This window comes from Bradyrhizobium sp. MV1.5 (genome assembly GCF_055807615.1).
Window position 1 is genome coordinate 128,863 of the sequence record NZ_JBVVPL010000013.1, and the last position, 23,541, is coordinate 152,403.

General features: G+C 63.0%; 23 protein-coding genes and 1 pseudogene. 6 read left to right on the forward strand and 18 right to left on the reverse strand.

The window, feature by feature from the left end; genetic code table 11:
* Positions 1-53 precede the first annotated feature (53 nt).
* The 3 genes from AC0L2J_RS15200 to AC0L2J_RS15210 all read right to left on the reverse strand — a co-directional run bounded on the left by AC0L2J_RS15200 (position 54) and on the right by AC0L2J_RS15210 (position 4,139).
* Positions 54-2,405, reverse strand: coding sequence for a bifunctional salicylyl-CoA 5-hydroxylase/oxidoreductase (locus AC0L2J_RS15200; protein ID WP_473391364.1), 2,352 nt, complete (start codon positions 2,403-2,405; stop codon positions 54-56).
* 94 nt (positions 2,406-2,499) lie between these two features.
* Positions 2,500-3,336, reverse strand: coding sequence for an enoyl-CoA hydratase family protein (locus AC0L2J_RS15205; protein ID WP_473391368.1), 837 nt, complete (start codon positions 3,334-3,336; stop codon positions 2,500-2,502).
* Positions 3,337-3,377: 41 nt separating this feature from the next.
* Positions 3,378-4,139 carry an SDR family NAD(P)-dependent oxidoreductase gene (locus tag AC0L2J_RS15210; protein WP_473391372.1) on the reverse strand — a complete coding sequence of 254 codons (762 nt, stop codon included), beginning with the start codon at positions 4,137-4,139 and terminating at the stop codon, positions 3,378-3,380.
* Between the two features lie 189 nt (positions 4,140-4,328).
* Between AC0L2J_RS15210 and AC0L2J_RS15215 the strand changes: the two genes are divergently transcribed.
* From AC0L2J_RS15215 to AC0L2J_RS15235, 5 genes are read left to right on the forward strand one after another with little or no spacing between them, the layout of a single operon-like run.
* Positions 4,329-5,144 carry an alpha/beta fold hydrolase gene (locus AC0L2J_RS15215; RefSeq protein WP_473391375.1) on the forward strand — a complete coding sequence of 272 codons (816 nt, stop codon included), beginning with the start codon at positions 4,329-4,331 and terminating at the stop codon, positions 5,142-5,144.
* Positions 5,145-5,155: 11 nt separating this feature from the next.
* A complete protein-coding gene (locus tag AC0L2J_RS15220) occupies positions 5,156-6,445 on the forward strand; it encodes an acyl-CoA dehydrogenase family protein (RefSeq protein WP_473391379.1) in 1,290 nt (429 codons plus the stop codon).
* Positions 6,446-6,447: 2 nt separating this feature from the next.
* The gene (locus tag AC0L2J_RS15225) at positions 6,448-7,971 is read left to right on the forward strand and encodes a class I adenylate-forming enzyme family protein (RefSeq protein ID WP_473391383.1); all 1,524 of its coding nucleotides are present in this window, start codon (positions 6,448-6,450) and stop codon (positions 7,969-7,971) included.
* A complete protein-coding gene (locus AC0L2J_RS15230; RefSeq protein WP_473391387.1) occupies positions 7,968-9,062 on the forward strand; it encodes an NAD/NADP octopine/nopaline dehydrogenase family protein in 1,095 nt (364 codons plus the stop codon). Before AC0L2J_RS15225 ends, AC0L2J_RS15230 begins: the two co-directional genes overlap by 4 nt.
* Positions 9,059-10,051 (forward strand): 3-hydroxybutyryl-CoA dehydrogenase, encoded by a 993-nt coding sequence (locus AC0L2J_RS15235; protein ID WP_473391391.1) that lies wholly within the window; start codon positions 9,059-9,061, stop codon positions 10,049-10,051. The genes AC0L2J_RS15230 and AC0L2J_RS15235 overlap by 4 nt, the downstream gene beginning before the upstream one ends.
* On the opposite strand, the gene AC0L2J_RS15240 is transcribed toward AC0L2J_RS15235, so the two are convergent.
* The 6 genes from AC0L2J_RS15240 to AC0L2J_RS15265 form a co-directional block, all read right to left on the reverse strand.
* Positions 10,048-11,094, reverse strand: coding sequence for a 2,5-dihydroxypyridine 5,6-dioxygenase NicX family protein (locus AC0L2J_RS15240; protein WP_279681405.1), 1,047 nt, complete (start codon positions 11,092-11,094; stop codon positions 10,048-10,050). The genes AC0L2J_RS15235 and AC0L2J_RS15240 overlap by 4 nt on opposite strands.
* 34 nt (positions 11,095-11,128) lie before the next feature.
* Positions 11,129-11,896 (reverse strand): ABC transporter permease, encoded by a 768-nt coding sequence (locus tag AC0L2J_RS15245; RefSeq protein WP_473391396.1) that lies wholly within the window; start codon positions 11,894-11,896, stop codon positions 11,129-11,131.
* A complete protein-coding gene (locus AC0L2J_RS15250; protein ID WP_473391399.1) occupies positions 11,893-12,678 on the reverse strand; it encodes an ABC transporter permease in 786 nt (261 codons plus the stop codon). The genes AC0L2J_RS15245 and AC0L2J_RS15250 overlap by 4 nt, the downstream gene beginning before the upstream one ends.
* Positions 12,675-13,520 (reverse strand): ABC transporter ATP-binding protein, encoded by an 846-nt coding sequence (locus tag AC0L2J_RS15255; RefSeq protein WP_473391404.1) that lies wholly within the window; start codon positions 13,518-13,520, stop codon positions 12,675-12,677. The genes AC0L2J_RS15250 and AC0L2J_RS15255 overlap by 4 nt, the downstream gene beginning before the upstream one ends.
* Positions 13,521-13,643: 123 nt before the next feature.
* Complete coding sequence (gene ilvD, locus AC0L2J_RS15260) at positions 13,644-15,338, reverse strand: dihydroxy-acid dehydratase (RefSeq protein ID WP_473391408.1); 1,695 nt, start codon at positions 15,336-15,338, stop codon at positions 13,644-13,646.
* A gap of 78 nt (positions 15,339-15,416) precedes the next feature.
* On the reverse strand, positions 15,417-16,400 hold the full coding sequence (locus AC0L2J_RS15265) for an ABC transporter substrate-binding protein (RefSeq protein WP_167552320.1): 984 nt from the start codon (positions 16,398-16,400) through the stop codon (positions 15,417-15,419).
* A 150-nt stretch (positions 16,401-16,550) separates the two neighbouring features.
* Between AC0L2J_RS15265 and AC0L2J_RS15270 the strand changes: the two are divergent.
* Positions 16,551-17,648: pseudogene (locus tag AC0L2J_RS15270) on the forward strand (NAD(P)-dependent oxidoreductase); the annotation flags it as partial.
* Positions 17,649-17,664: 16 nt separating this feature from the next.
* Here the strand turns inward: AC0L2J_RS15270 and AC0L2J_RS15275 are convergent.
* From AC0L2J_RS15275 to AC0L2J_RS15315, 9 genes are all read right to left on the reverse strand, one after another.
* The gene (locus AC0L2J_RS15275; RefSeq protein WP_473391411.1) at positions 17,665-18,219 is read right to left on the reverse strand and encodes a flavin reductase family protein; all 555 of its coding nucleotides are present in this window, start codon (positions 18,217-18,219) and stop codon (positions 17,665-17,667) included.
* 9 nt (positions 18,220-18,228) lie between these two features.
* Positions 18,229-19,458, reverse strand: coding sequence for an acyl-CoA dehydrogenase family protein (locus AC0L2J_RS15280; RefSeq protein ID WP_007612734.1), 1,230 nt, complete (start codon positions 19,456-19,458; stop codon positions 18,229-18,231).
* Between the two features lie 188 nt (positions 19,459-19,646).
* Positions 19,647-20,915, reverse strand: coding sequence for a CaiB/BaiF CoA transferase family protein (locus AC0L2J_RS15285; RefSeq protein ID WP_473391487.1), 1,269 nt, complete (start codon positions 20,913-20,915; stop codon positions 19,647-19,649).
* Between the two features lie 237 nt (positions 20,916-21,152).
* Positions 21,153-21,581 (reverse strand): GNAT family N-acetyltransferase, encoded by a 429-nt coding sequence (locus AC0L2J_RS15290; RefSeq protein ID WP_007612739.1) that lies wholly within the window; start codon positions 21,579-21,581, stop codon positions 21,153-21,155.
* Positions 21,582-21,628: 47 nt separating this feature from the next.
* On the reverse strand, positions 21,629-21,928 hold the full coding sequence (locus AC0L2J_RS15295; protein WP_247443815.1) for a hypothetical protein: 300 nt from the start codon (positions 21,926-21,928) through the stop codon (positions 21,629-21,631).
* On the reverse strand, positions 21,925-22,308 hold the full coding sequence (locus tag AC0L2J_RS15300; protein ID WP_473391421.1) for a hypothetical protein: 384 nt from the start codon (positions 22,306-22,308) through the stop codon (positions 21,925-21,927). Before AC0L2J_RS15300 ends, AC0L2J_RS15295 begins: the two co-directional genes overlap by 4 nt.
* Positions 22,308-22,550, reverse strand: a complete 243-nt coding sequence (locus AC0L2J_RS15305) for a hypothetical protein (RefSeq protein ID WP_473391489.1) — start codon at positions 22,548-22,550, stop codon at positions 22,308-22,310. The genes AC0L2J_RS15300 and AC0L2J_RS15305 overlap by 1 nt, the downstream gene beginning before the upstream one ends.
* Positions 22,550-22,699 carry a hypothetical protein gene (locus tag AC0L2J_RS15310; RefSeq protein ID WP_473391425.1) on the reverse strand — a complete coding sequence of 50 codons (150 nt, stop codon included), beginning with the start codon at positions 22,697-22,699 and terminating at the stop codon, positions 22,550-22,552. The genes AC0L2J_RS15305 and AC0L2J_RS15310 overlap by 1 nt, the downstream gene beginning before the upstream one ends.
* Positions 22,700-22,701: 2 nt before the next feature.
* On the reverse strand, positions 22,702-23,541 hold the full coding sequence (locus AC0L2J_RS15315; protein WP_473391429.1) for a hypothetical protein: 840 nt from the start codon (positions 23,539-23,541) through the stop codon (positions 22,702-22,704).

A 23,541-nucleotide genomic window follows, 5' to 3' on the forward strand; every position in this document is an offset into this window, starting at 1 on the left:
CCCTCACTCCACTCGGTACACACCAGGCAATACGGCCAAATTCGCACGGGCGGTCACTCGGCCGCAAGCGGCTTTGTCGCCTCCGCCTTGAGCTCGGCCCGGGTCTTGGGCTTAGCCTTAATTCTCAGCTCCTCCAGATCCTGCCGGTCGCGCACGCTGTTGCGGAAAATCTGATCTTTTCCGGGAAGATATTGCGGCGGGCAGAACGCCTCGTCCGCCCCGTACCAGGCCGCCGCCCTCATGGTGAAGAAGGGATCGACCAGATGCGGCCGCCCGAGCGCAACGAGGTCCGCGCGGCCGGCAGCCAGGATGGTGTTGGCCTGGTCCGCCGTCGTGATGTTGCCGACGCACATCGTGGCCACGCGCGCCTCATTGCGGACCTGGTCGGAGAACGGGGTCTGGAACATGCGCCCATAGATCGGCTGCGCATCGCGCACGGTCTGCCCGGTCGAGACGTCGACGAGGTCGACGCCGGCTTCGGCAAAAGCGCGCGCGATCGCCACCGCGTCGTCGCCGCCGATGCCACCCTCGGCCCAGTCGGTCGCGGAAATGCGTACCGACATCGGCTTGTGCGAGGGCCACGCGGCCCGCAGCGCCTCGAAGATTTCGAGCGGGAAGCGCAGGCGATTTTCGAGCGAGCCGCCATACTCATCCGTGCGGGTGTTCGTCAGCGGCGAGATAAAGCTCGCAAGCAGATAGCCGTGGGCGCAGTGCAGTTCGAGCATGTCGAAGCCGCAGCGTTCGCCGCGCTCGGCCGCCGCGACGAAAGCGTCCCTCACTGCGTTCATGCCGGCGCGATGAAGCTCGCGCGGGACCTGGCTGTCGGGGAAATAGGGCAGCGGCGATGCGGAAGTCACCTCCCAGCCGCCTTCGTCCAGCGGACGGTCCATGCCGTCCCACATCAGTCTGGTCGCACCCTTGCGCCCGGCGTGCCCCAGTTGCAGGCAGATTTTTGCGGCTGAATTGGCATGGACAAAATCCACGATGCGCCGCCAGGACGACTCCTGCTCATCATTCCACAATCCTGTGCAGCCGGGCGTGATGCGGGCGTCGCGGGCAACGCAGGTCATCTCCGTGAAGATCAAGCCGGCGCCACCTATCGCGCGCGATCCATAATGCACAAGGTGGAAATCGGTCGGCACACCCTCCTTCGCCGAATACATGCACATCGGCGACACCACTGCGCGATTGGCGATCTCCATCTCGCGCAGCCGGAAGGGCTGGAACAGCGGCACCATCGGTGTCTCGGTGTCGACGTCGAAACCGCTGCCACGAACACGCTTGGCAAACGATCTTTCGACCTCCGCCACGAAGTCGGGGGCGCGGAGTTTCAGATTGTCATAGGTGATCGCCTTCGAGCGCGTCATCACGCCAAAGGCGAACTGCACGGGATCGAAATCCCAGAATCGGTCGACATGCTCGAACCAGACCAGCGAGACGTCAGCGGCGTGCTGCGTCTTCTCGACCTCCTCACGCCGTCCGTGCTCATAGACGTCCAGCGCCGCCTTGATGCTGGGCGCCTTCTCCATGGCGTCAGCCAGCGCGATCGCGTCTTCCATCGCGAGCTTGGTGCCCGAGCCGATCGAGAAATGCGCGCTCGCCTTGGCGTCGCCGAGCAGAACCATGTTGTCCTTGACCCAGCGCTTGCTGCGGATCATCGGGAAGTTGCGCCACGTCGAGCGGTTGGTGAGCAATTGGTGCCCATCGAGGAACCAGCCGAAGATCTCGGCCATCCGCGCAGCGGACTGGGTCTCGTTCAGCCCTGTCAGTCCGGCGCGTTCGAACGTCTCCGGATCGGTCTCGAAAATCCAGGTCGAGTGCCCGGCTTCATATTGATAGGCATGGGCGATGAACGGCCCCCACTCGGTCTCCTGGAAGATGAAAGTGAAGGCATCCAGCGGCCTGGTCGAGCCCATCCAGGCGAATTTGTTGGCACGGAGGTCGACTTCCGGCGCGAAATGATCGACATATTTGTCGCGGAAGCGGCTGTTGATGCCGTCCGCGACCAGGATGAGATCGGCATCGGCGAAGCGGGATTCGTCCTCGACGTCCGCCTCGAAATTCAGGACGACGCCCAGTTCGCGCGCGCGCGCCTGGAGGATCAGGAGCAGCTTCTGCCGCGAGCAGCCACAAAAGCCGTTGCCGCCGACCCGATGGACCGTTCCGCGGAAGTGCACGGCGATGTCATCCCAGTAGGCGAATTCCTGGGTGATGCGGCGATAGCTCGGAAGGTCGTGCTTCTCGAAATTATCGAGTGTGGCGTCCGAGAACACCACGCCGAAGCCAAAGGTGTCGTCGGCGCGGTTGCGCTCGTAGACCGCGATCTCGGCGCTCGGTCGCTGCTTCTTCAGCAGGATTGCAGCGTAGAGACCCGCAGGTCCGCCACCGATGATCGCGACTTTCATGGGAGCCTCGCCAATTCAATCCGGCGAAACTATTTTAAGCCTAAAATAATTTCGCGCAAGTCCCCATTGCGGCGGGCTGCCGGCAAAGCCCGGCTTAGTCGCCCCTGAAGACCGGCTTGACCTTGTTGGCAAAGGCCTCGAAGGCGCGCTCGAAATCGGCGGTCGTCATGCACAGCGCTTGAGCAACGGCTTCCGCCTCGATCGCCTCCTCCACCGACATCGCCCATTCCATGGCCAGCATCCGCTTGGTCATGGTGTTGGCGAAGGTCGGTCCCTCCGCGATTTGCTTGGCCAGCACTTGTGCCTGGGGCAGCACCTGCTCCGGCGTGACGAGGCGGCTGAAGAAGCCCCAGCGCTCGCCCTCCTCCGCGGTCATGAACCGGCCGGTGTAGAGCAACTCGGAAGCGCGGGACTGTCCGATGATCCGCGGCAGGATCGCGCAGGCGCCCATGTCACAACCGGCAAGGCCGACCTTGTTGAAGAGGAATGCGACCTTGGCCCCGCTCGCAGCAAGCCGCATGTCCGACGCCATCGCGATGATCGCGCCCGCGCCGGCACAGATGCCTTCAACCGCGGCAACTATCGGCTGGGGGCAGGCCCGCATCGCCTTGACGAGGTCGCCGGTCATCCGCGTAAACGCCGTCAGCCCCTTGGTGTCCATCTTCACGAGCGGACCGATGATCTCGAACACATCGCCGCCGGACGAGAAATTGGCACCAGCGCCGGTCACGACGATGGACTTGACCGCATCGTCGAACGCGCAGGCGCGAAAGAAATCGGTGAGTTCGCGATAGCTCTCGAAGGTCAACGGATTCTTCCGTTCGGGACGATTGAGCGTGACTGTCGCGACACCGTCGACCACGGCCAGCAGGAAGTGCTGCGGCGAATATTCCGCAAGCGGTAAGGTCACGGGATTGGCTGGTCTGCTCATACGATCTCCTTGGCTTCCTTGTTCCGCGCCTTAGCCATGCGCTAAATCTCACCGCCGGCAACAGCGATGGCCTGCCCGGTGATTGCGCCGGCGCCCTCGCCGCACAGCCAGAGCACGGCATCCGCGACCTCCCGAGGAGAGATCAATCGGCCTTGCGGATTATGTTTCGCGAGCTCGGCAATGGCCTGCTCTCGGCTGCGCCCCGTCTTTTTCATGATGTTCTCGATGCTGCCGGCGACCAGATCGGTGTCGGTGAAACCGGGACACACCGCGTTGACTGTCACGTTGCTGCCGGCCGTCTCCAGTGCAAGCGAGCGCACGAGACCAATCACGGCGTGCTTGGCGGCAGTGTACGCGCTCACGTAAGCATAGCCCTTGAGCCCCGCCGTCGACGCGATCGTGACGATACGGCCATAGGGACGATCATTCATCCCCGGAAGCACGGCGCTGACAGCATGGACCACGCCCATGAAATTGACGTCCATCATGCGCGCAAACAGGGCACTGTCGGATTTGGAGAACGGTGCGGACTCGGCACTTCCCGCGTTGGCGATCAGAATATCGATCGGCTGCCGCGCACTCGCTTCAGCGATGGCGACTTTCAATGAGGTTTCGTCCGAGACGTCGGCGACGGCTGCAAAATGCGCTGCCCCTGCGCTAACAGCCTCTTCAAGCGTCGCAGCGCTCCGACCAAGGACGGTCACGGTAGCACCGGCCTCGACGAGCGCTGCTGCGATGGCGCGACCGATGCCGCGACCGCCACCGGTCACCAGCGCGTGCGGCGAATGCGGTAATCCGGACATGCGCTGGCTTCCTTGCATTCTGCTGATCGCTCTTCTCGATATATTTTAACCTTCAAACTTTTGCAAACGAAGCCCCCGCGAACAACCGCATGCCGAAGAGCGGCCTGAAAATTGCTTTAAGTATAAAATTATCGCTTCCCATCCCTCACAGGCCTGTTAGCATCAAAGGGCCGAGCAAAAGGATGTCGCGTGTCGCAGCCTGCGCCAATGATAACAAAGGACGGCCGCTTCGCCTATGAAGCCGCGGGCGATCCGGGCGGGACACCTCTGATTTTCCTGCATGGCATCGGCGGTGCGGCACGGGCCTGGCGGCAGCAGCTTGCCACATTCGGCGGCCGCTTCCGCGCGATTGCATGGGACATGCCCGGCTATGGCGGATCGGCACCGCTCGCCAGCGTCAGCATCGCTGCCCTGGCGGATGCGCTTCAGCGATTCATCGAGCAGCTTGGGGCGAGCAGGCCAATTCTGGTCGGCCATTCCATCGGTGGCATGATCGTCCAGAAATGGCTGGTGCAATCCCCAAACCTGGCGCGCGCGGTCGTGCTGGCGCAGACCAGCCCCGCCTTCGGCAAGGCCGACGGCGATTGGCAGAAATCGTTTATCGCCGCACGGCTCGGGCCGCTCGATCGCGGCGAAACGATGAAGTCGCTGGCGCCCTCTTTGGTGAAGGAACTCGTGGGCGACGATCCTGATCCCAGGGGAATGGAGGTTGCACGCGAGTGCATGGCAAGCGTGCCCGAGGCGAGCTATCGCGCCATGATGCTGGCCTTGATTGGCTTCGACCAACGCAGCACCCTCAAGGACATTTCCATCCCGACGCTGCTGCTGTCCGGCTCCAAGGACAACAACGCGCCAGCGCCGATGATGGCGAAGACGGCGACCTACATTCCCTCCGCGGAATATGTCGAGCTCGGCGCTGTCGGCCATCTCGCCAACCTCGAACGTCCGGATGCCTTTGACGAGGCCCTCGGCCGCTTCCTGAATTCCGTCGCGACCAAAACGTAGGTGACTGCGCAATGACCATGCAAGTCAGCAACACCATCGGCGCGACTGACAAGGTCGCGTTGGATGCACCGATCTTCGATCCCGTCGCGTTCCGACTGAGCGACGAACAGGCCGGCATCATCGCGCGGGCGCGCGAGATCGGCCAGAGCGTGTTCGCTGGCCGCGCCGCGACTTACGATCGCGAGGCGATCTTCCCGTCCGAGAATTATCGCGACCTGCATCGCGTCGGCTTGCTCGGTATTGCCGTGCCCAAGAAGCATGGCGGGCTCGGCGCGAATTATCAAACTTACGCACTGGCGGCAGCCGAAATCGGCCGCTATTGCGGCGCGACCGCACTCACATGGAACATGCATGTCTGCTCGACACTGTGGTCGGGCCCGCTCGCCGACGATCTGGACATGGATGCAAAAACCCGTGCCGAGCACGAGGAGCGACGTGCAGTCCACTACAAGCGCATCGTCGAGGACGGCGCGATCTATTCGCAACCCTTCTCGGAGGGCGGTGCGGCAGCGGCAGGCGGCGTCGCTTTCGGCACGGAAGCAAGGCCGGTCGAGGGCGGCTGGATCGTCAACGGCAAGAAGATCTTTGCATCGCTCTCGGGCCATGCGGACTATTACGGCGTTCTCTGCACCGAGATCGAGGAAGGCGAGAAGGCTTCGCGCCGCAATACGCTTTACCTCGCCATTCCTGCAAAATCGGAAGGCGTTTCGGTCGTCGGTGACTGGGATCCGCTCGGCATGCGCGGGACGGTCTCGCGCACGCTGCTGTTCAAGGACGTGTTCGTGCCAGCAGATTCGGCGCTGATGCCGCGGGGCGTCTATTTCCAGGCCGCGATGCGCTGGCCGCACATGTTCCTGACGCTGTCGCCGACCTATATGGGCCTTGCACAAGCCGCCTATGACTTCACCGTGCGCTATCTGCGCGGCGAAGTGCCGGGCATGCCGCCGGTCAAGCGCAGGATGTATCCGACCAAGCAGATTGCGGTCGCGCAGATGCAGATCAAGCTCGAGCAGATCAAGGCGATCTGGTTCCAGGCGGTCACCGAGGCGCGCGCCAATCCGAGCAAGGAGCAGGTGCTGCGCGCCTATGCCGCGCAATATTCGGTGATGGAGGGCGCCAATGAGCTCGCCGCGCTCGCGATCCGTACCTGCGGCGGTCAGGCCATGCTCCGCTCGCTACCGCTCGAGCGGATCTATCGCGACAGCCGCTGCGGCTCGCTGATGCTGCCCTGGACAGCCGAGCTCTGTCTCGACCGGATCGGGCGCGAGGCGCTGTACGAGGCCGGCGAAACGGACGACTGACGGTGGATCTCTGCAGTCTGATCGATCGCAACGCGGCGTTCGCGCCGGACAAGACGGCCATTGCCTTCGAAGGCGAACGGTTGACCTATGCAGCGTTCGCTGCACGCATCGAGCGCACGGCGGCGACCTTGAAGCAGGAGCTCGGCGTCGGCCGGGGCGACCGTGTTGCGATCCTCAGCCTGAACCGGCCGGACTATCTGGTTCTGCTCTATGCCTGCGCGCGGCTCGGCGCGATGCTGGTGCCCCTGAACTGGCGGCTGGCTATCGCCGAGCAACTTTTTATCCTCGCCGATGCCGGCGCCAAGGTTTTGGTGCTCGAGCAGGCATTTGAGGGGGTTCTTGCCGGGCTTCAGGGGACTGCAATTGTCGGGTTCGATTTCGAGCCGCCCCGCGGCACGACGTTCGAAAGCCTGTTGGCCCGCAGCGAGGGCACCGGCCGCAACCCGCACACTGATCTCTCCTGCCCGCTCCTCATTGTCTACACATCAGGAACGACCGGACGGCCCAAAGGCGCAGTGCTGCGCCAGGAGGCGCTGTTCTGGAACGGCGTCATGAGCCAGCATATGCACAACATGACGTCCGATGACCACGTGCTGACGCTGCTGCCGTTCTTCCACGTCGGTGGCCTCAACATCCAGACCACGGCGGCGCTGCAGCTCGGCGCGATGGTCACGGTTCACGCACGCTTCACGCCGGACACAGCGCTTGCAACCATCGAACGGGAACGGCCGACGTTGACCGTGATGGTGCCGGCAATCATCCAGGCCGTAAGCGAGCATCCTGCCTGGACCACGACCGACCTTTCGTCGCTCAAAGCCGTCGCGACCGGCTCGACCATCGTGCCGCCGTATCTGATCGACCGCTTCGTCGCGCGCGGCGTCCCGGTCCTTCAGGTCTACGGCTCGACGGAAACTTGCCCGATAGCGGTTTACACCCGGCTTGGTGGCGATCTCTCGCGCGCGGGATCGACCGGACTTGCCGGCCTGTGTTGCGAAGCGAAAGTGATCGATCAGGCCGGCAGCGAGGTGCCGGCGGGCGCGCCGGGGGAGATCGCGGTGCGCGGGCCCAACGTGTTCTTCGAATATTGGGGCAATGCGGACGCCACGCGCGATGCGCTGCACGACGGCTGGTATCGTACTGGCGATATCGGCCTGTGCGACGCAGACGGCTATTTCTGGGTGCGCGACCGCAAGAAGAACTTGATCATTTCCGGCGGCGAGAACATCTATCCGGCGGAGGTCGAACGCGTCCTGCTCGAACATCCCGATGTCAGCGAATGCGCCGTGATCGGCCGGCCCGATCCACGCTGGGACGAGGTGCCCATCGCCTACGTGATCCCGCGATCCGGCTGTCGGCTGGAAGCAGACGCGTTGAAAGCGCATCTTCAGGCCCAACTCGCGCGCTACAAGATTCCGCGCGAGATCGTTTTCGTCGCCGACCTGCCGCGCACTGCGCTGGGCAAGGTTCAGCATTTCCTGCTGAAGCAGCTTGATGCGCAATCGCGCACGCAAGGAGAAGCATCTTGAAGATTGCGGCTCTGGGGGGAGGAAACGGCTCTTTCGCGGCCGCGGGCGATTTTGCGCTGTCGGGACATGAGGTCCGACTCTGGCGCCGCGACGCCGATCAGGTCGCAGCACATCGCGCCGCCGGCTCGCGCATCCTGGTGAAGGATCATAACGGCAGTCACGACGTCAAGCTCGCGCTGGTCACGACCGACATCGCCGAAGCCGTCAGCGGCGCAGAGCTGATCCTGTGCCCCGCACCCGCCTTCGCGCAGCCTGATATTGCGCGCCTGCTTGCTCCACATCTGCGGGATGGGCAGGTCGTGTTTCTGCCACCGGCCACGTTCGGCTCGATGATCTTCGCCCAGGCTGCGCGGGATTGTGGCAACCACGCCAAGGCGAGCTTTGCCGAGACCGGGACGTTGCCATGGCTGACCCGCAAGCACGGGCCATTCGAGGTCGCGATCACCATCCGCGCCAAGCGACTGCCCGTCGGCGTTTTCCCACTCGATCAGGCGCCGCGTGCACTTGCGGTGATTGGACAGGCGTTCCCCGGCGCAATCGAGCCGTGCGGAGATGCTCTCTCCGGTGCGCTGATGAACGCTGGCCCGATCATCCATCCGCCGCTGATCGTGATGAATGCAGGCCCGATCGAGCATTTCGAAAGATGGGACATCCACAAGGAAGGAACGCAAGCCGCGATTCGCCGGGTCACCGACGCGCTTGACGCCGAACGGATCGCCGTGCGTGAGGCGCTCGGATATGGGGCACCGCACTTTCCGCTCGCCCATCACTATGCCAAAGAAGACGAGATCTGGATGTATGGCCGCGGCTCGCATGATCGGTTGACCGATTCCGGCGACTGGCGCGAGCGGATCGCGCTGACCGAACACCGCTATATGAGAGAAGATTTGCGGCTTGGGCTATCGCTGCTGGTCTCCGTCGCCGGCCTGGCGGGCGTGGCTACGCCGCTGGCCAAGGCGTTCCTGGCCATTGGCGGCGCAGTTTGCGGCGAGGACTTTGCGCAAGGCGGCCGAACCCTCGAGACGCTGGGGCTCGGCAATCTCGATAAGGCCGCTTTGCGGACGCTTCTTCGCAGGGGATTTGACCGATGACCAGCCGAGCCATCATCGCCTGTCTCGGGGCCGGCCGCATGGGACGTGGCATCGCCGTCGCGTTCGCCTATGCGGGCCATATGGTCACGATGATCGACATCAAGGCCCGCTCGGCGGAAGATTTCGCGAGGCTGGAGGCAGATGCGCTCGGCGAAGTCAGGACGACCTTTGCCAGCCTGTCGAAGCTGGGGCTACTGACCGAGGCGGATGTCGATCCGCTGATCGCGCGGGTCTCGGTGGTGCCGGCCGGCCTGAGCGATGTGGCACTATCCGATGCGGGAATAGTCTTCGAGGGAGTCCCCGAAGTCGTCGAGCTCAAGCGGGATGTGCTGGGGGCGGCCTCACAGCAAGTCGGCCCCGATACGATCATCGCATCCACGACGTCGACCATTCTCGTCGACGATCTCTCGGGCGCGATCGTGAACCCTCGCCGCTTCCTCAATGTGCACTGGCTCAATCCGGCCTATTTGATCCCGCTGGTCGAAGTTTCGCCCGGCAAGGCCACCGATCCCGCCATCATCGACGAGGTCAAGGGGCTGCTCGAAGGCATCGGCAAGGTGCCGGTGGTCTGCGCGGCGACACCCGGCTTCATCGTGCCGCGCATCCAGGCGCTGGCGATGAACGAGGCCGCGCGCATGGTCGAAGAAGGCGTCGCCAGCGCAGAAGAGATCGACAAGGCGATCCGCTACGGTTTCGGCTTCCGCTACGCCGTGCTTGGGCTGCTCGAATTCATCGACTGGGGTGGCGGCGACATCCTCTACTACGCCAGTCGTTATCTCGAAGGCGCACTCGGCAGCGACCGCTATCGCGCGCCGGACGTGATTTCAAGGAACATGCACGAAGGCCGGATCGGCCTGCGCACGGGTGCAGGCTTTCTCGATTATTCCGGCATGGACGTCGACGCCTATCGGGCAAAACGGCTTCAGGCCATGGTCGACCTGCTCCGTCACTTCGACCTGGCTCGGCCTCCTGTGCTCGATCGGAGCTAGCCGAAAACGTCCTGCAGCACTCCTTCACGCACGACCGCGACGCCATCGAGCTCGATCGTCGTCCCCATCATCGGCAGATCGAAATGGCCCGCCGTGTAGCGGCCGGCGAATTCGTTGGCACCGGTCGAGAACAGGAAGTTGCCGGAGACGGCACGAATTTCCGTGCCGTTGGTGTCGCGCTGGTCATACATCGACAGCGCCTCGTAGCGCGCGCCCGGATTCATGCCGAAACCGACATGCGATACCGCATAGGCTTCCCGATCGCCCCAGGCGGCAAGATAGGCACGCATCATTGCGGCATCCGTGCCCTCGCCTTCCAGTTCGACGACATAATCGTCCTTCAGCGTCATCTTCACCGGCGATGTCAGGTAACGCTTGAAGGTCAGGTTGATGTCGCCGGGCGCCATCACCAGCGTGCCATTGATCGTTCCGCTCTTGGGGAAGCTGACGACGATGCCGCCGGGCCAATGCGCCAGCGTACCGGGTTTGTCGGTCCACCCCCACACGCCGACCGTGGATGCGCCGACCATATCGACGTCGAGCGCCGTGCCGGCCTTTGACGTCACCCGCATCCGTTTGGTCCCGCGCAGCATCTTTGCCGCTGCGCGAACGCGCTTCTCGAGCGCGGGATCCGGCACCATCCGCTCCAGCGCCTCGGGATGCTCGTTGGAGATCACCAGGATGCGCGCGCCGGCTTTGAGGATCTCGGGTGTCTCGACCGCATGCATCAGGCCCTCGATGGTGCAATCCACCACAAAGCCAGCCTGTTGAAGCGCGGTGATCACCGGGCCGAGCCGCTGGATCGCTTCGCTTGCACCCGTCGAGCGAACCGGAACGATATTCCGGTTACGCGGGGTCGGCATCACCACGTGAAACGGTCGCGCGCCCATCCGCAGCAGCGCGAGCTCCGCCAGGTGAACATTCAGCGCACGTGACTGGGTTTCCGAGAGGATCGCCGCGGTATCGCCGGCCTTGACGGCGCATCGCTCAAAAATCTCGCAAAATGCGTCGATCCATTTTGCCTCGATGCGATCAGCCAGCATGGTCTACTCCCGGTCTTCTGGTTTCTTCTTCAGTTCATGCTTCGGGGAAACCCCGCAGCAGATACGCGCGCACTGCCCCCAGCAGGCCATTGAGGATCAGGCCCAGCAGCGAGATCGTGATCAGCGGCACGAACATATCGACGGCCTGAAAGGTCCGGGCCGCTGTGACGAGGACATGTCCGAGCCCGTCGCTCGACGTGATCATCTCGGCCAGAAACACCACGATGCAGGAAATGACAAGGCCGATCCGGCAACCGGTCAGGATCGACGGCATCGCGGCCGGCAGCACCACCTTGAACAGGATCTCATAGCGCGGCGTTCCCGCCGCCATGGCAGACCAGATCAGCTTCTGCTCCACCGTCGACGCGCCGTAATAGGTAGAGAGCAAAATGGGAAAGAGTGCATCCGCCGCCACCAGCGTGATCTTCGACCCGTGACCGAAGCCGAGCAGCAGCAGCAATGCTGGATAGAGCGCGACCTTGGGCAAGGGCGCGAGTACGCGAACGATCGGCCGGACCACGGCGTTGACAGCCGGACTGGCGGCCGCGGCGATGCCGATGCTGACACCGAGCACGACCGCAATCGCGAAGCCGGCAAACAGCCGGATCAGGGTCGCCGCGATCTCCTGCTGGAACGTCCATGTCACGAGCTGCTGCAGCAACCTGCTGAAGACGTATCCCGGTGGCGGCAGCAAGACCGCAGGCGCAAAGCCAAATGATACGAGGCCTTGCCACAGCGCGATCACCAGCACGATCGGCGCGAGGCCGAGGATGATGCTGGTGGAGCGAAGCTGCGGCATCATGAGAAGCTCAGCGGCAAATCGAACTGAGGCTCAGACCAGCGCACCAGCCTGGCGCGGACCCGCTCGAAGATCGCATCCAGGCAGATTCCCATCGCGCCGACGACAATGATCATCGCAAAGACGGTGTCGTATTGGCCCATGTCGAGGGCATTGAACAGGATATTGCCGGCGCCGGACTGACGCGCGATCATCTCGCTGGTAATCATCGTGATCAGCGCCAGCACGAGTCCGGTGCGGCAACCGGTCAGAATTTCCGGCAGCGCCGCCGGCAGTACGATCCGGACCAGCCGTTGCGCAGGCGAAAGCCCCATCGCGGCGCCCGACCACAGCATCTTCTCTTCCACCGCCCTGGCGCCCTCGAAGCTGTGATAGATCACGGGCAGGCTGACGCCGAGAAAGATCACCAGCGTCTTCGTGATGTCGCCGACGCCCAGCCACAGCATGATGATCGGCATCAAGGCTGCCTTCGGCACCGGGTAGATCACCATCAGGAGCGGATTGAAGAAGGCCGCGACGGCCCGGCTGCGCCCCATCAACAGGCCGAGTGGGATCGAAACCGATACCGCTATGCCAAACCCGACCGCCATGCGGCGGAGCGAGGCCAGGATGTTGATCAGAGCTTCCTTGTCTCCGAGGATGTCCGGGATTGCACGGATTGCCTCGATCGCCGTCGGGAAGCTGTCGTTCTTCAGCGCGAGCGACGCAACCTGCCATGCCGCCAGAAGCCCGATGCAGGCAAACACCGGCGCGGCACGCCTGCCCACGGCCGTCAGCGATGTCATGACGGCGATCCTGTCTCTTCGACCTCGTCGAACATGCGCTCGATGTCGACGACGTATTTCTGGTACCGTGGATCGAGCAGCAGCTCGCTGCGGCGGCGCGGCCGCGGCAGATCGATGTCGATGACCTCGCGGATACGGCCGGGCGATTTCGACATCATCACGACCTTGTCTGAGAGGAAAACCGCTTCGTCGACCGAATGAGTCACGAACAGCACCGTCTTGCGATCACGCTCCCAGATATTCAGCAGATCGTTCTGCAGGCGCGTTCGCGTGTGTGCATCGAGCGCGCCGAACGGCTCGTCCATCAACAGAACCTCAGGATGGTAAGCCAGCGTCCGAGCCAGCGCCACGCGTTGCTTCATGCCGCCGGACAGCTCCTTGGGATAGAAGTTCTCGTAGCCCTTGAGCCCGACCATTTCGATCAGGGCCCGGCTCTGTGCTTCCGCCTCGGTGGTGCGCACGCCCTGCTGGCGAGGGCCGTACATCACATTGCCCAGCACGGTCTTCCACGGAAACAACGCGAATTCCTGGAATACCGGACCGCGATCCGGCCCTGGTCCCGTGATCGTCCGTCCCCTGATCTTCGCTGAACCGCTGGTCGGGCTGACGAAGCCGCCGACGACGTAAAGCAGCGTGGACTTGCCGCAGCCGGACGGACCAAGGATGGAGACGAAGGCTCCCTCCTCGATCGAGAGGGAGATGTCCGATAGCGCTACATGGTCCTTGCGCGCCGAGGTCTGAAATACCTGCGAGACGCTCTCGATCTCGATGATTGCAGAAGCCGGTTTTTGCGGCGTCACCGGTCTCACCCATCCGCTCGATCTCGAAGGCACTACCTTCATCCCGTCTCACTTCGTTCGCGCGCGAACCCTGCGCAACAGGCTTGCTGAACATCTTCCGTCAGCGACGCAAGCTTAGCAAGAAACTTGCCAGACCAACCGCTGTTTCCGGGCAGGTTCGCCGCGTCATCCGAACCAGGGCCATTCTGCGGGTCCCTCATGTGTGACAGCCCCGCCCGGTGCCTGGCCAACCAATCGCGCATATTTCGCGAGGGCACCGGCACGGTGACGAGGCGGACGCGGCTTCCAATCCTGTCGGCGAGCAGTGAGTTCCTGCTCGTCGACCAGCATATCCATCCGCCGATTTGCGGCATCAATCCGGATCCTGTCGCCATCGCGAACCAGCGCCAGCGGACCGCCAACGAAGGCCTCGGGAGACACATAGCCGATGCACATTCCGCGGGTGGCGCCGGAGAACCGTCCATCCGTGATCAGGGCGACCTTCTCGCCCATGCCCTGTCCGTAGATCAGCGCGGTGACGCCGAGCATCTCGCGCATGCCGGGGCCGCCCACCGGCCCCTCGTTGCGGATCACGAGAACCTCGCCCGCCTGATAAGTGCGATCACGAACCGCCACGACGCAGGCCTCCTCGTCTTCGAAAACGCGCGCCACGCCTTCGAAGAACTGGCTCTTCAGGCCCGCAACCTTGATGACCGCGCCGTCGGGACAGAGGTTTCCCTTCAGCACCGCGACGCCGCCATCTGGCATGATCGGCGCGCCAGCCGCGTAAACGATCTCTCCGTCAGGTGCATTGGCGGCGCCATATTCTTCGGCGATTGTACGGCCCGTGACGGACAGGCAGCTGCCATCAATATGCCCGCTCTGAATCAGCTCCCGGATCACCACGGCGGCGCCACCGATATCGTAGACATCCTTCGCCGTATATTTGCCTCCCGGCCGCAGATTTCCGATCAGCGGCGTCCTGGCAAAAACCTCGCCGACATCGTCGATCGTGAATGCGATCCCGGCCTCGTTCGCGATCGCCGGCAGATGCAGCGCAGCATTGGTCGAACCGCCCGTGGCAGCTACGATTGCCGCACCGTTTTCCAGCGATTTCCGCGTCACGATGTCGCGCGGCAAAGGCCCGCCGCGCTCCAGCATCGCCATGATGAGGCGCCCGGCCCGCCTGGATATCTGCGCGCGTTCGGCATAGACACCCGGCACCATCGACACGTTGGGAATGGTAAGGCCCATCGCTTCAGACACCATCCCCATGGTGTTCGCGGTGAACTGCCCGGCGCACGCGCCGATGGTCGGCAGGCAAGCCCGCTCGATCCGCTCGAGCGTGGCGCCGTCGATCTCTCCCGTCATGAAGCTGCCGACAGCCTCGTAGGAGTCGAGCACGGTCAGGGTCCGCCCATCGACGCGGCCCGGCAGCGCGCTGCCGCCATAGATGAAAATGGCTGGCACGTTACACCGGACTATGCCCATCATCACGCCGGGAAGCGTCTTGTCGCATCCGCCGTAACCCATCAGCGCATCGTAGGCGAGCCCATGGACGACGGCTTCGATCGAGTCGGCAATCAGCTCCCGCGAAAACAGCGAGAACTTCATCCCCTCGTGATTCATGCTGATACCGTCGGAAACCGATACGGTCGAAAACTCGCGGGGCGTGCCGCCGGCCTCTTCGATCCCGGTCTTGGCCGCTGCGACCTGGAAGTCGTGCGTCATGTTGCAGGGCGTCTGTTCGCCCTTCATGCTGACGATGCCGACCATCGGCTTGGCAATCGCGGCGTCGTCGAGCCCCATGGCGCGCATGAACGCGCGGTGCGGAGCCCGGTCGAGACCATCCGTCGTGATCCGAGATCGGAGCTTCTTCATACGTGCGTCTTCTTCATGCAACGTCCCGGATCATTCTGGACGCCGCGACCTTCTCGCTCGGTTCATTCGACCGACCGCCTATTGCAGCGGAGCGACAATCGTCGAATGCTTGAATTGCGCGACATCCAATTTTGGCAGCATCCCTGTCTCCGCGTAGATGTCCAGCATCTTCTGGATCGCGGGGAAATTCGGTGCCGCGCCCGGATCGCGGCCAAAATCGTTGTCCTTGAGCAGATAGGTCTCGAGAACCGGAATAGGTGCCTTCAGGACTTCGTTGACGACCTTCAACGTCTCTTCGCGGTTCGCCAGCGCTTTCTTCATGCCGGAGGTAATGTCACGCACGTAAGCCTTCACCAGTTCCGGGTTCTTGTCGACGAAATCGGCACGGCAGGCTTCCAGGATGTGCACGATGTTCGGCATCGCCTGCGACAGCGAGAACAGTTTGCGCGTGCCGCCCTTTGCCTCCGCGCGTGCGGCAAACGGCTGGTTCATGTTGACCGCATCGACGCGGCCCTGCCGCAACGCATCTTCGGAGACGGCAAAGCCCACCTCGACCAGCTTGATGTCCTTGGCCGGATCGATGCCGTTCTGCTTCAGCAACAGATTGAACGGGCCTTGCGTGCCGCCGCCGATCACGGAGATTCCGACCGTCTTGCCCTTGAGATCGGCGATCGTCTTGATCGGGGAGTCGTCCATGACAGCCCAGTAGACCGAGAAACCACCGGCCTTCTCGAAGACGTGCTGCGCCACGATGTAGGCCTTGAGGTTGCCGCCAACCACGCCGTTGGCGAGCGACAGCGGCGCCTGCGTCGCGCAATCCAGCGCGCCCGCCGCCAACGCCTGCGTCATCGGAGCGGTGCCCTGAAACTGGGTCCATTCGATGTTGTAGGCCTTGCCGATATTGGGAAACTCAGCCGGGCGGCGCATCATCCAGTATTTGGATTCCTCGGCCGGAATGGTCCAGCCGACGCGAATTGTCTGCTGCGCCCATGACGAGCCCGCGCTCGCGCTCACGGCCGCTGCCGCCCCCAAAACCAGGATCCACTTCGAAACGGTTCGCATCGTGCCCACTCCGCTGCCCAGGCGCCGACCGGCGCCATCCAACCCGACTGCGGCAAATGTTTCATGGTTCAAACAATCAAGCAAGCCATGCAGGCCGGGCGGTTTCGTCGTGGGATACGCCATGTATGGTAGCGCAGCGTCGCGCGGCGCAGATGGAGGCAACCTATGGCTGAGGCAAGCAAGACAAACCCGCAACGCGCCGAGCGGCTCGGCTATCTCGGCCTTGGACTGATGGGGACACCGATGAGCCGGCGCCTGCTCAACGCCGGCCATCAGGTCACAGTCTGGAACCGTTCGGAAGGGAAGATGGCCGCACTCGTCGAGGCCGGTGCCAGGCGCGCAGCCACCCCCCGCGACTTGATGGAGAGTTCGGACATCGTCTTCATGTGCGTGACGGATGCGGCTGCCGTGGAAGAGGTGATCTTCGGGCCCGCGAGCATCTCAACCGCGGCTGGCGCGGGCAAGCTCGTGGTCGACTTCTCGTCGATCCATCCTGATGCCGCACGGGACCTTGCAACGCGATTGTTGGCAGCGAATGGCGCGGGCTGGATCGATGCGCCGGTGTCCGGTGGTACCAAGGGCGCCGAGGAAGGCACGCTTGCCATCATGGCCGGCGGAAAAGCCAGCGACATCGAGCGGGTCCGCCCCTACGTGCTGGCCATGGCACGCAGGTTTACCCATATGGGCCCGACCGGCGCCGGCCAGACCACAAAACTATGCAACCAGGTGATCGTCGGATGCGCGATGGTCGTTCTTGCGGAGGCAACACGCCTTGCCGTGAACGCCGGAATCGATGCCAACCGGTTGCCCGAAGCGCTCGCCGGCGGCTTCGCGGACTCCATTCCGTTGCAGCTGTTCGTGCCGCGGATGGTCCAGGGCATTCACTCACCCCCGCTAGGTCACATTGCTACAATGCTCAAGGACCTCGATACGGTCGCGGCCCGCGCGCAAACCACGGCGCCGCCGGTGCCCCAGGCCGCGCGCGCCCGCCCCAAATTAAGGCTCGCCCAACCCCCCCGCGGCGCGGGCCCCCACCCCGCCCCCCCCCCCCAACTAACACACCACCCCCCCCCCCCCCCCCCCCCCCCGCCCCCCCCCCCCCCCCCCCCCCCCCCCACGCCTGTGCCCATGGCCTCGCTCGCCGGACAACTTTTCAGGCTCGCCAAGGCCGCGCGAGGCGCGGACGCGGATGCGCTCGAAATCTACAAGCTTTCGGCAGGGGCCGCTGAACCGTCGAGCGCGAGCTGAAGCACGCTTGGAGTGACTACTTGCGCTCGTCGTCGGCAAGAAATCGGCCAAACGCACCTCGAGCGAAGAGCAGCGGCTCCTTCGTATTGTAAGTATAGGCCTCGACTGCACCGAGAAAGATCACGTGGTCGCCGCCGTAATAGCGATTGACCGAGCGGCATTGAAAATTGGCAACGCTCTCGGCGAGCACCGGCGCGCCGCCGAGGCCCGGCGCCCAGTCGACACCGGTGAACTTGTCATCAGACGATTTGGCGAATTTGCTCGCAAGCGCCTGTTGCGAAACGCCAAGAACGTTGACGGTGAAATGACTGGCGTTCTGGAAGATGGTTAGACTAGAGGAATAGACGACGAGGCTCCAAAGAACCAGCGGCGGATTCAGCGAGACCGAGGCGAACGAATTGCACGTCAGGCCATAGGGCTTGCCGTCAGGAGCCGCGGCCGTGATGATCGTCACGCCAGTGGCGTAGGTGCCTAGCGCACTGCGGAAATCACGGGGATCGATCTGCGAGCTGTCGCTCGCGAACTCGTTGGCCGGATCGGGAACGGCCGGCTGCTTCGGCAGATCATTCATCGGCCGGCCTCACAGCGTGAGATTCTCGGACGGCAGGCCCAGCGCCACGCGTCCATAATTGGTCCCGGCCGCATCGAAATTGAACGCGAGATGCGAATTGATCGCGTGCGCATCGCGGAATTGCCGCTGCAACGCGCCCGTCGTGAACAGGCCCCGTGCTCCGCTCGCGGCAAACAGCATCGACACCGCATCCGTGCAGAAATTTACTGAAAAAGCACCGTCGCGCCGATATCTGGTCTTGGTCGCCATATCGGGGATATGACCCCGCCTTGCATCCTCCATGGCATTCAGACAGGCCGAGCGCATGATCAGGCGGGCAGCATCGATCTTCGCCGAGGCCTCGGCGATTTTGATTTGGGTGCTTTGAAAGTCGCTCAGTTTGGCGTGATTATAGGTGGAAATGCGATGACGGACGACCTCCGCATAATCGTCGAGACACGCCTGCGCGTTTCCCAGCGCGACGCCTGAGAGGACGTAGGGAAACAGCGAGAACACCGGGAGCGCATACAGCGGGTTGGGATTGAGCTTGCTTCCCGGAGTCGGCCCACCGTCAAGATCGCCGACCGCGACCGTCATGTCGTCGGGCACGAAAGCGTCCCTGACCTCCACGTCGCAAGACCCTGTCCCGCGCAGCCCTGCGACATTCCAGGTGTCGAGGACTTTGTAGTCGGCTTTCGGCAGCAGAAATATCCGATACTCGATGCCGTCTGCCTCATCGTCGGAGTAGACCACGCTTGCAAGCATGTTCCATGCGCAGGAGGCAACGCCCGAGGAGAACGGCCAGCTGCCATGGAGCCGGTATCCGCCCTCGACTCTCGTGGCACGTCCGGCGGGAAAAATGAACGAGGACGCGATCAGCGCGTCCGGATCACGACTCCAGACCAGATTCTGCGCCGTCGGCTCGAACATGCCGAGCATCCAGTGATGGCTCGCCAAATTGGCCAGATTCCACGCCACCGACGCGTCCGCCTGTCCGAGCAGGTCCGCGCAATCGATTAAGGCGACATAATCGAGTTCTGCGCCGCCGATGCGCTTGGGCTGGAGCATCCGGAACAGGCCCGCGTCGTGCAGATCCTTCTCCGTTTCGGGCGGCAAATGCCGCAACTCCTCCGTCCGCGCCGCCCGCTCTCGCAGCCGTGGGACGAGCGCGCGGGCCTTCGCGACCATTGCCGCATGGGCAGGCTCATCGAATTGCGCCCCTCCGGGCCGGCCCACGCTCGGCTCTTGACCAGGCGCCATTCGTATCCCTCGCTTTCACACATTTATGCGGCGAGACCCTTGCCAAATCAAGCTGAGGCAGCGCTGTCCGGATATGGTCGCCTGAACCCGGGCTGCCCGGGAAGATACGATGCCGCGAAGGTGGCGGCATCGCCAAACCGTGATCCGCCAGCCGCACGAGGCTGGCCTGCAGGACTCAACCCTCAGGTTCAGCCCGACGTCGAGGGTTTGCCCGAGCCAAAGACGCCCTTTTGGGTGAACTGGGATATCCGACGCTCGTCGTAACCGAGCGTGTCCCGCAAGACCTGCTCCGTATGCTCGCCCAGCAACGGAGCAGCCACAGGATCAATCGGGCCGGTCAAGCTCATGGCAATCGGCGGCTCGATGTTCGGGACCCACCCCGCCGTACGATGCGGAATCCGGTTCAAGCGATGGCGCTCTCGCGCCTCCGGTGCATTGAACCCCTCCTCGACCGTCCGGAGATAGCCGACCGGGATATTAGCCAGCTTCATCTTGGTCATCCAGTTCTCGAGGGTATCGCTCGCAAAGACCTCCGCGATAGCTGCTCGCAAGAGCTCCTTGTGCTCGGAGCGGTCTTTGCGCGTTGCAAACTGCGGATCGGTGATGAGATCGGGCCTGTTCAGCACCTCGACGACCAATCTGCGATAGAGCCGGTCATTGGCACACGCGATGTAGAGCGGCCCATCGGAGGTCTCATAGACGCCGACAGTAGGAGACCCGCTCGGCGAGTTACCAAACCGCCCAGGGTTCTCGCCGTTGATCAGATAAGCCATGCCGTAGAAGCCCGTCATCCCCATCGCGATGTCGAACAAGGCGACCTCGACGTGCTGGCCGCGACCGAGCCGATCCCGCGCCAGCAGCGCCATCAGGATGGCGTTGCAGGCAGACATCCCCGTCGCCATGTCCACGATGGGCGGGCCGGTGCGAACCGCCGGGCCATCGGCAAATCCGTTGAGCGACATGAAGCCGCTTTCCGCCTGCGTGATCGGATCAAAACCGGGACGCGAGGCAAACGGTCCGGTGCGCCCGTAGGCGGAGATCGAGCAATAGACTAGCCGCGGATTGAGCGGCGCAACCGTTTCATAGTCGAGGCCAAATTTCTTCATGACCCCGCTGGAGAAGTTCTCGACGACCACGTCGGCCTTGCGAATCAAATCCAGCGCGATCTCACGAGCCTCCGGCACGGTAAGGTCGAGCGCGATGCCACGCTTGTTGCGATTGAGGCTCAGATAGGCAGCACTCTCTCCACCGATCTCGGCGTGTTCATACGCACGCGTGTCATCGCCTCCGTCTGGATTCTCGATCTTGATGACGTGCGCACCGAAATCAGCAAGCGTCTGCGTACAGGCCGGGCCGGCAACCACACGCGTGAAATCGACGACCAGCAGACCATCGAGCGCGGTAGGCGCGCCCGTCGCCCGCGACGAACGTTCCGGCAATTGAGGCTTGGTGGGCATCGACGGCGCTCCCTTACATCGGCTTATCGTTGCCGAATTTCCCGCAGGAGCAAACTTAAAGCCCGGCACCGCCGACTTCGCAAGTGCTTCGCCCGCATCGCTTCAATAAGCAAAAAGGGCCCGGCAGCTGTCAAGCTGCCGGGCCCTTGAACGTTCCGTGTTGCGCTTCATCTCGCGCGAACCATTTTTACGTTGCGTGAATCGCGTTCCGCACCACGGGAAACTTGGCCCACTCGTTCAGCGAAGCCGCTTTCGCCAGTAAAGCGTATGCGGCCAAGCCCAGGGCACGTGGGGTTCGAAGAGCCGATAGCCCGCCCGGATGAAATTATTGGCAGACACCGCATTGTCCGTGGTATCCGAGACGATGCTGTCCCATCCAATACGCCGTGCCCTTGCCTCGATCACCCGCATCAGCCTGCACTGGAGGTCACGTCCCCGGTGCCGCTGCAACACACCGACCCTGGAGAAATAACCGCCATTTCGAATGTGCGTTGACGGCACGACACCGGCGAAGGCTACTGGCTCATCGCCGTGATAGGCAAGCCACCACGCCCCTAACTCGAATTGTGGCAAGGGAGCCGCATCGAAGAACGTCGACTGATGTAGGTCGGCCAATGTATCGACGATGTCGTCATCGGATGCATCGACGATGCGAATTCTGTACATGAGACCGTCCATTGGATGGAGTGCAGAAATGTCGTACCCGTTGAGGCTCATTTGCCCAGCACGACCTTGACGCCGAGCCAAACCGCGCCCATCAGCCCGGTCGCAATCACGGTAATTACGGCCTTGAAGGTGTAGCTCTGCGCCTGCTCCACGCTCGTCCGCCATCGGCGCAGGTGCTGAAAATCGGCCCTCAGCTCCTTTCGGTCGTCATCTTCGATTCCGAAAGACGCCAGCACCGATGCCACCGTCCTCAACACGATGGCATCGATGTTCGCCTGCTGAAGCCTGTGTTGCTCGGCCAGCGTCTCGGCAACGATCGCCCTGATTTCGTCATCTGGCATCTTCACCTTTTGATGATCCTCGCAACGTTCTCGAAGCCACGCTTGGCGAAGTAGAAGGAGACAACCAGATTGGCTGTGATCGCCGCAAATCCCGCGAGGGCGTCCGTAGAACCAAAGCCGAGGACCTTGTCCCAGACCAGGAGTTTCGCGAAGTAAAGCGCGACGCAATAGCCCATCAATTTGTCCGGCTCCCACCAGTGCCCGATCTCCGCGATGCGGTACTGCATGACGGCTTTGGTTTCGGCCGTTTGCGACGCGATCTCGCTCGCCGCAAGATCCGACGCGATCTTGGTGTCGACATTTTCAGCCTTCAGCTTCGCGCTGTAGGCGTCGATCAGCGCCTTGACGACGGGCCCGCCGAGAAACGAGATGATCGTCATCCACATTAGCCGTTCCTCCGAAGAGTTCTCAGGCGTGCGATGATCGTCACGACGGAGATCATCAGCAGGATGCGTCCCGTCGTCTTGACGTCGCCGATGGCCGCGCCGATCTGGTCCTTGAGGTCGGGATCACCCAGCGTGTCGGCGAGATCATCGATGATCGAAGCCAGCGCACCGGCGAGCGCGAGGCAATAGCTCCAGGCGATGGTCATGGAGTGCAGGCAGGTCGTTTTGATTCTCGCGAGCATCACGGTTTGCTCCTTAGTGCCGCAAGTCTTGCCTCGAGCGACTTGATCAGGCTGTCGGCGCCTGTCACGAACCGGAGGACCGGGTCCTTGCAGAACCAGCAGGTGCCAAAGCCCGCAGCGAAGAGCAGGATGTCGAAGATCATCCGCATGTTCATTTCCTTCCAAAAATCGCTCGGATCAAATTGATTGCGAACGCGCCGATCGAGCCCTTCGACGGGTTCGTCAGTGACGGCCCTGCTGGGTCGCCGGCCGCTGGGCTTTTTGCGCTCTTCGCCGCTGCAAAGCTGATCTCGGGATCGAGCTCCATCAGAGCGATCATGAGCGCCGCGCATCCCAGTTGAGAATCGACCTTGCTTGGATCGTAGACGCCGTCCCGGACGTACTTCCCGGCGCGGTATTGGTTGGTGCCGGACCAGAGATAGGGCGACGGCACACCCCGGGCCGCATAACCAATGCCGTTGTAGGTCTCGAGCGCAGTCAACGCTGCCGCGATTGACCAGTCCTTGTGGCGCGCGAGAAAAGGCGGACACTTGACCAGCGCATCGACGGCAGCCGCCTCCCAAGACGCGAACGGGCCTCGCCCGGCCGGAACGTGAACCGAGACCCGGTTCCAGGGATCACCCTGGGCCAGCGAAGCCGCCCAGTCCTGGGAGGATTCGCGTTCGTGGATGACGGCAATAAGCGGCCAGGGGACACCGGTCTTGGCCTCAACCGCCTGGTACCGCTCCTTGGCGTGATAGAGGCGCAGCGCAATATTGGCCGCTTCGGTCTTCAGGGTCAGCTTGGCGCTTTGCCAACGCTTGACGTTCGCCGCGGACAGGGCGTTGAGGTCTACCATTGATGAACCTGGGTTGAGGGTGTAGGTTCTCGCCCGTGCGGCGAGCATTCTCATCGCGTCTAAGAGGTTTTGAAACTCACATGCTTGCCCCCACCCAGCCGCTTGGTTGGCTTCTGCGGCTTCCGTTAAGGCTCGCCCCACCAGACGCTGCAT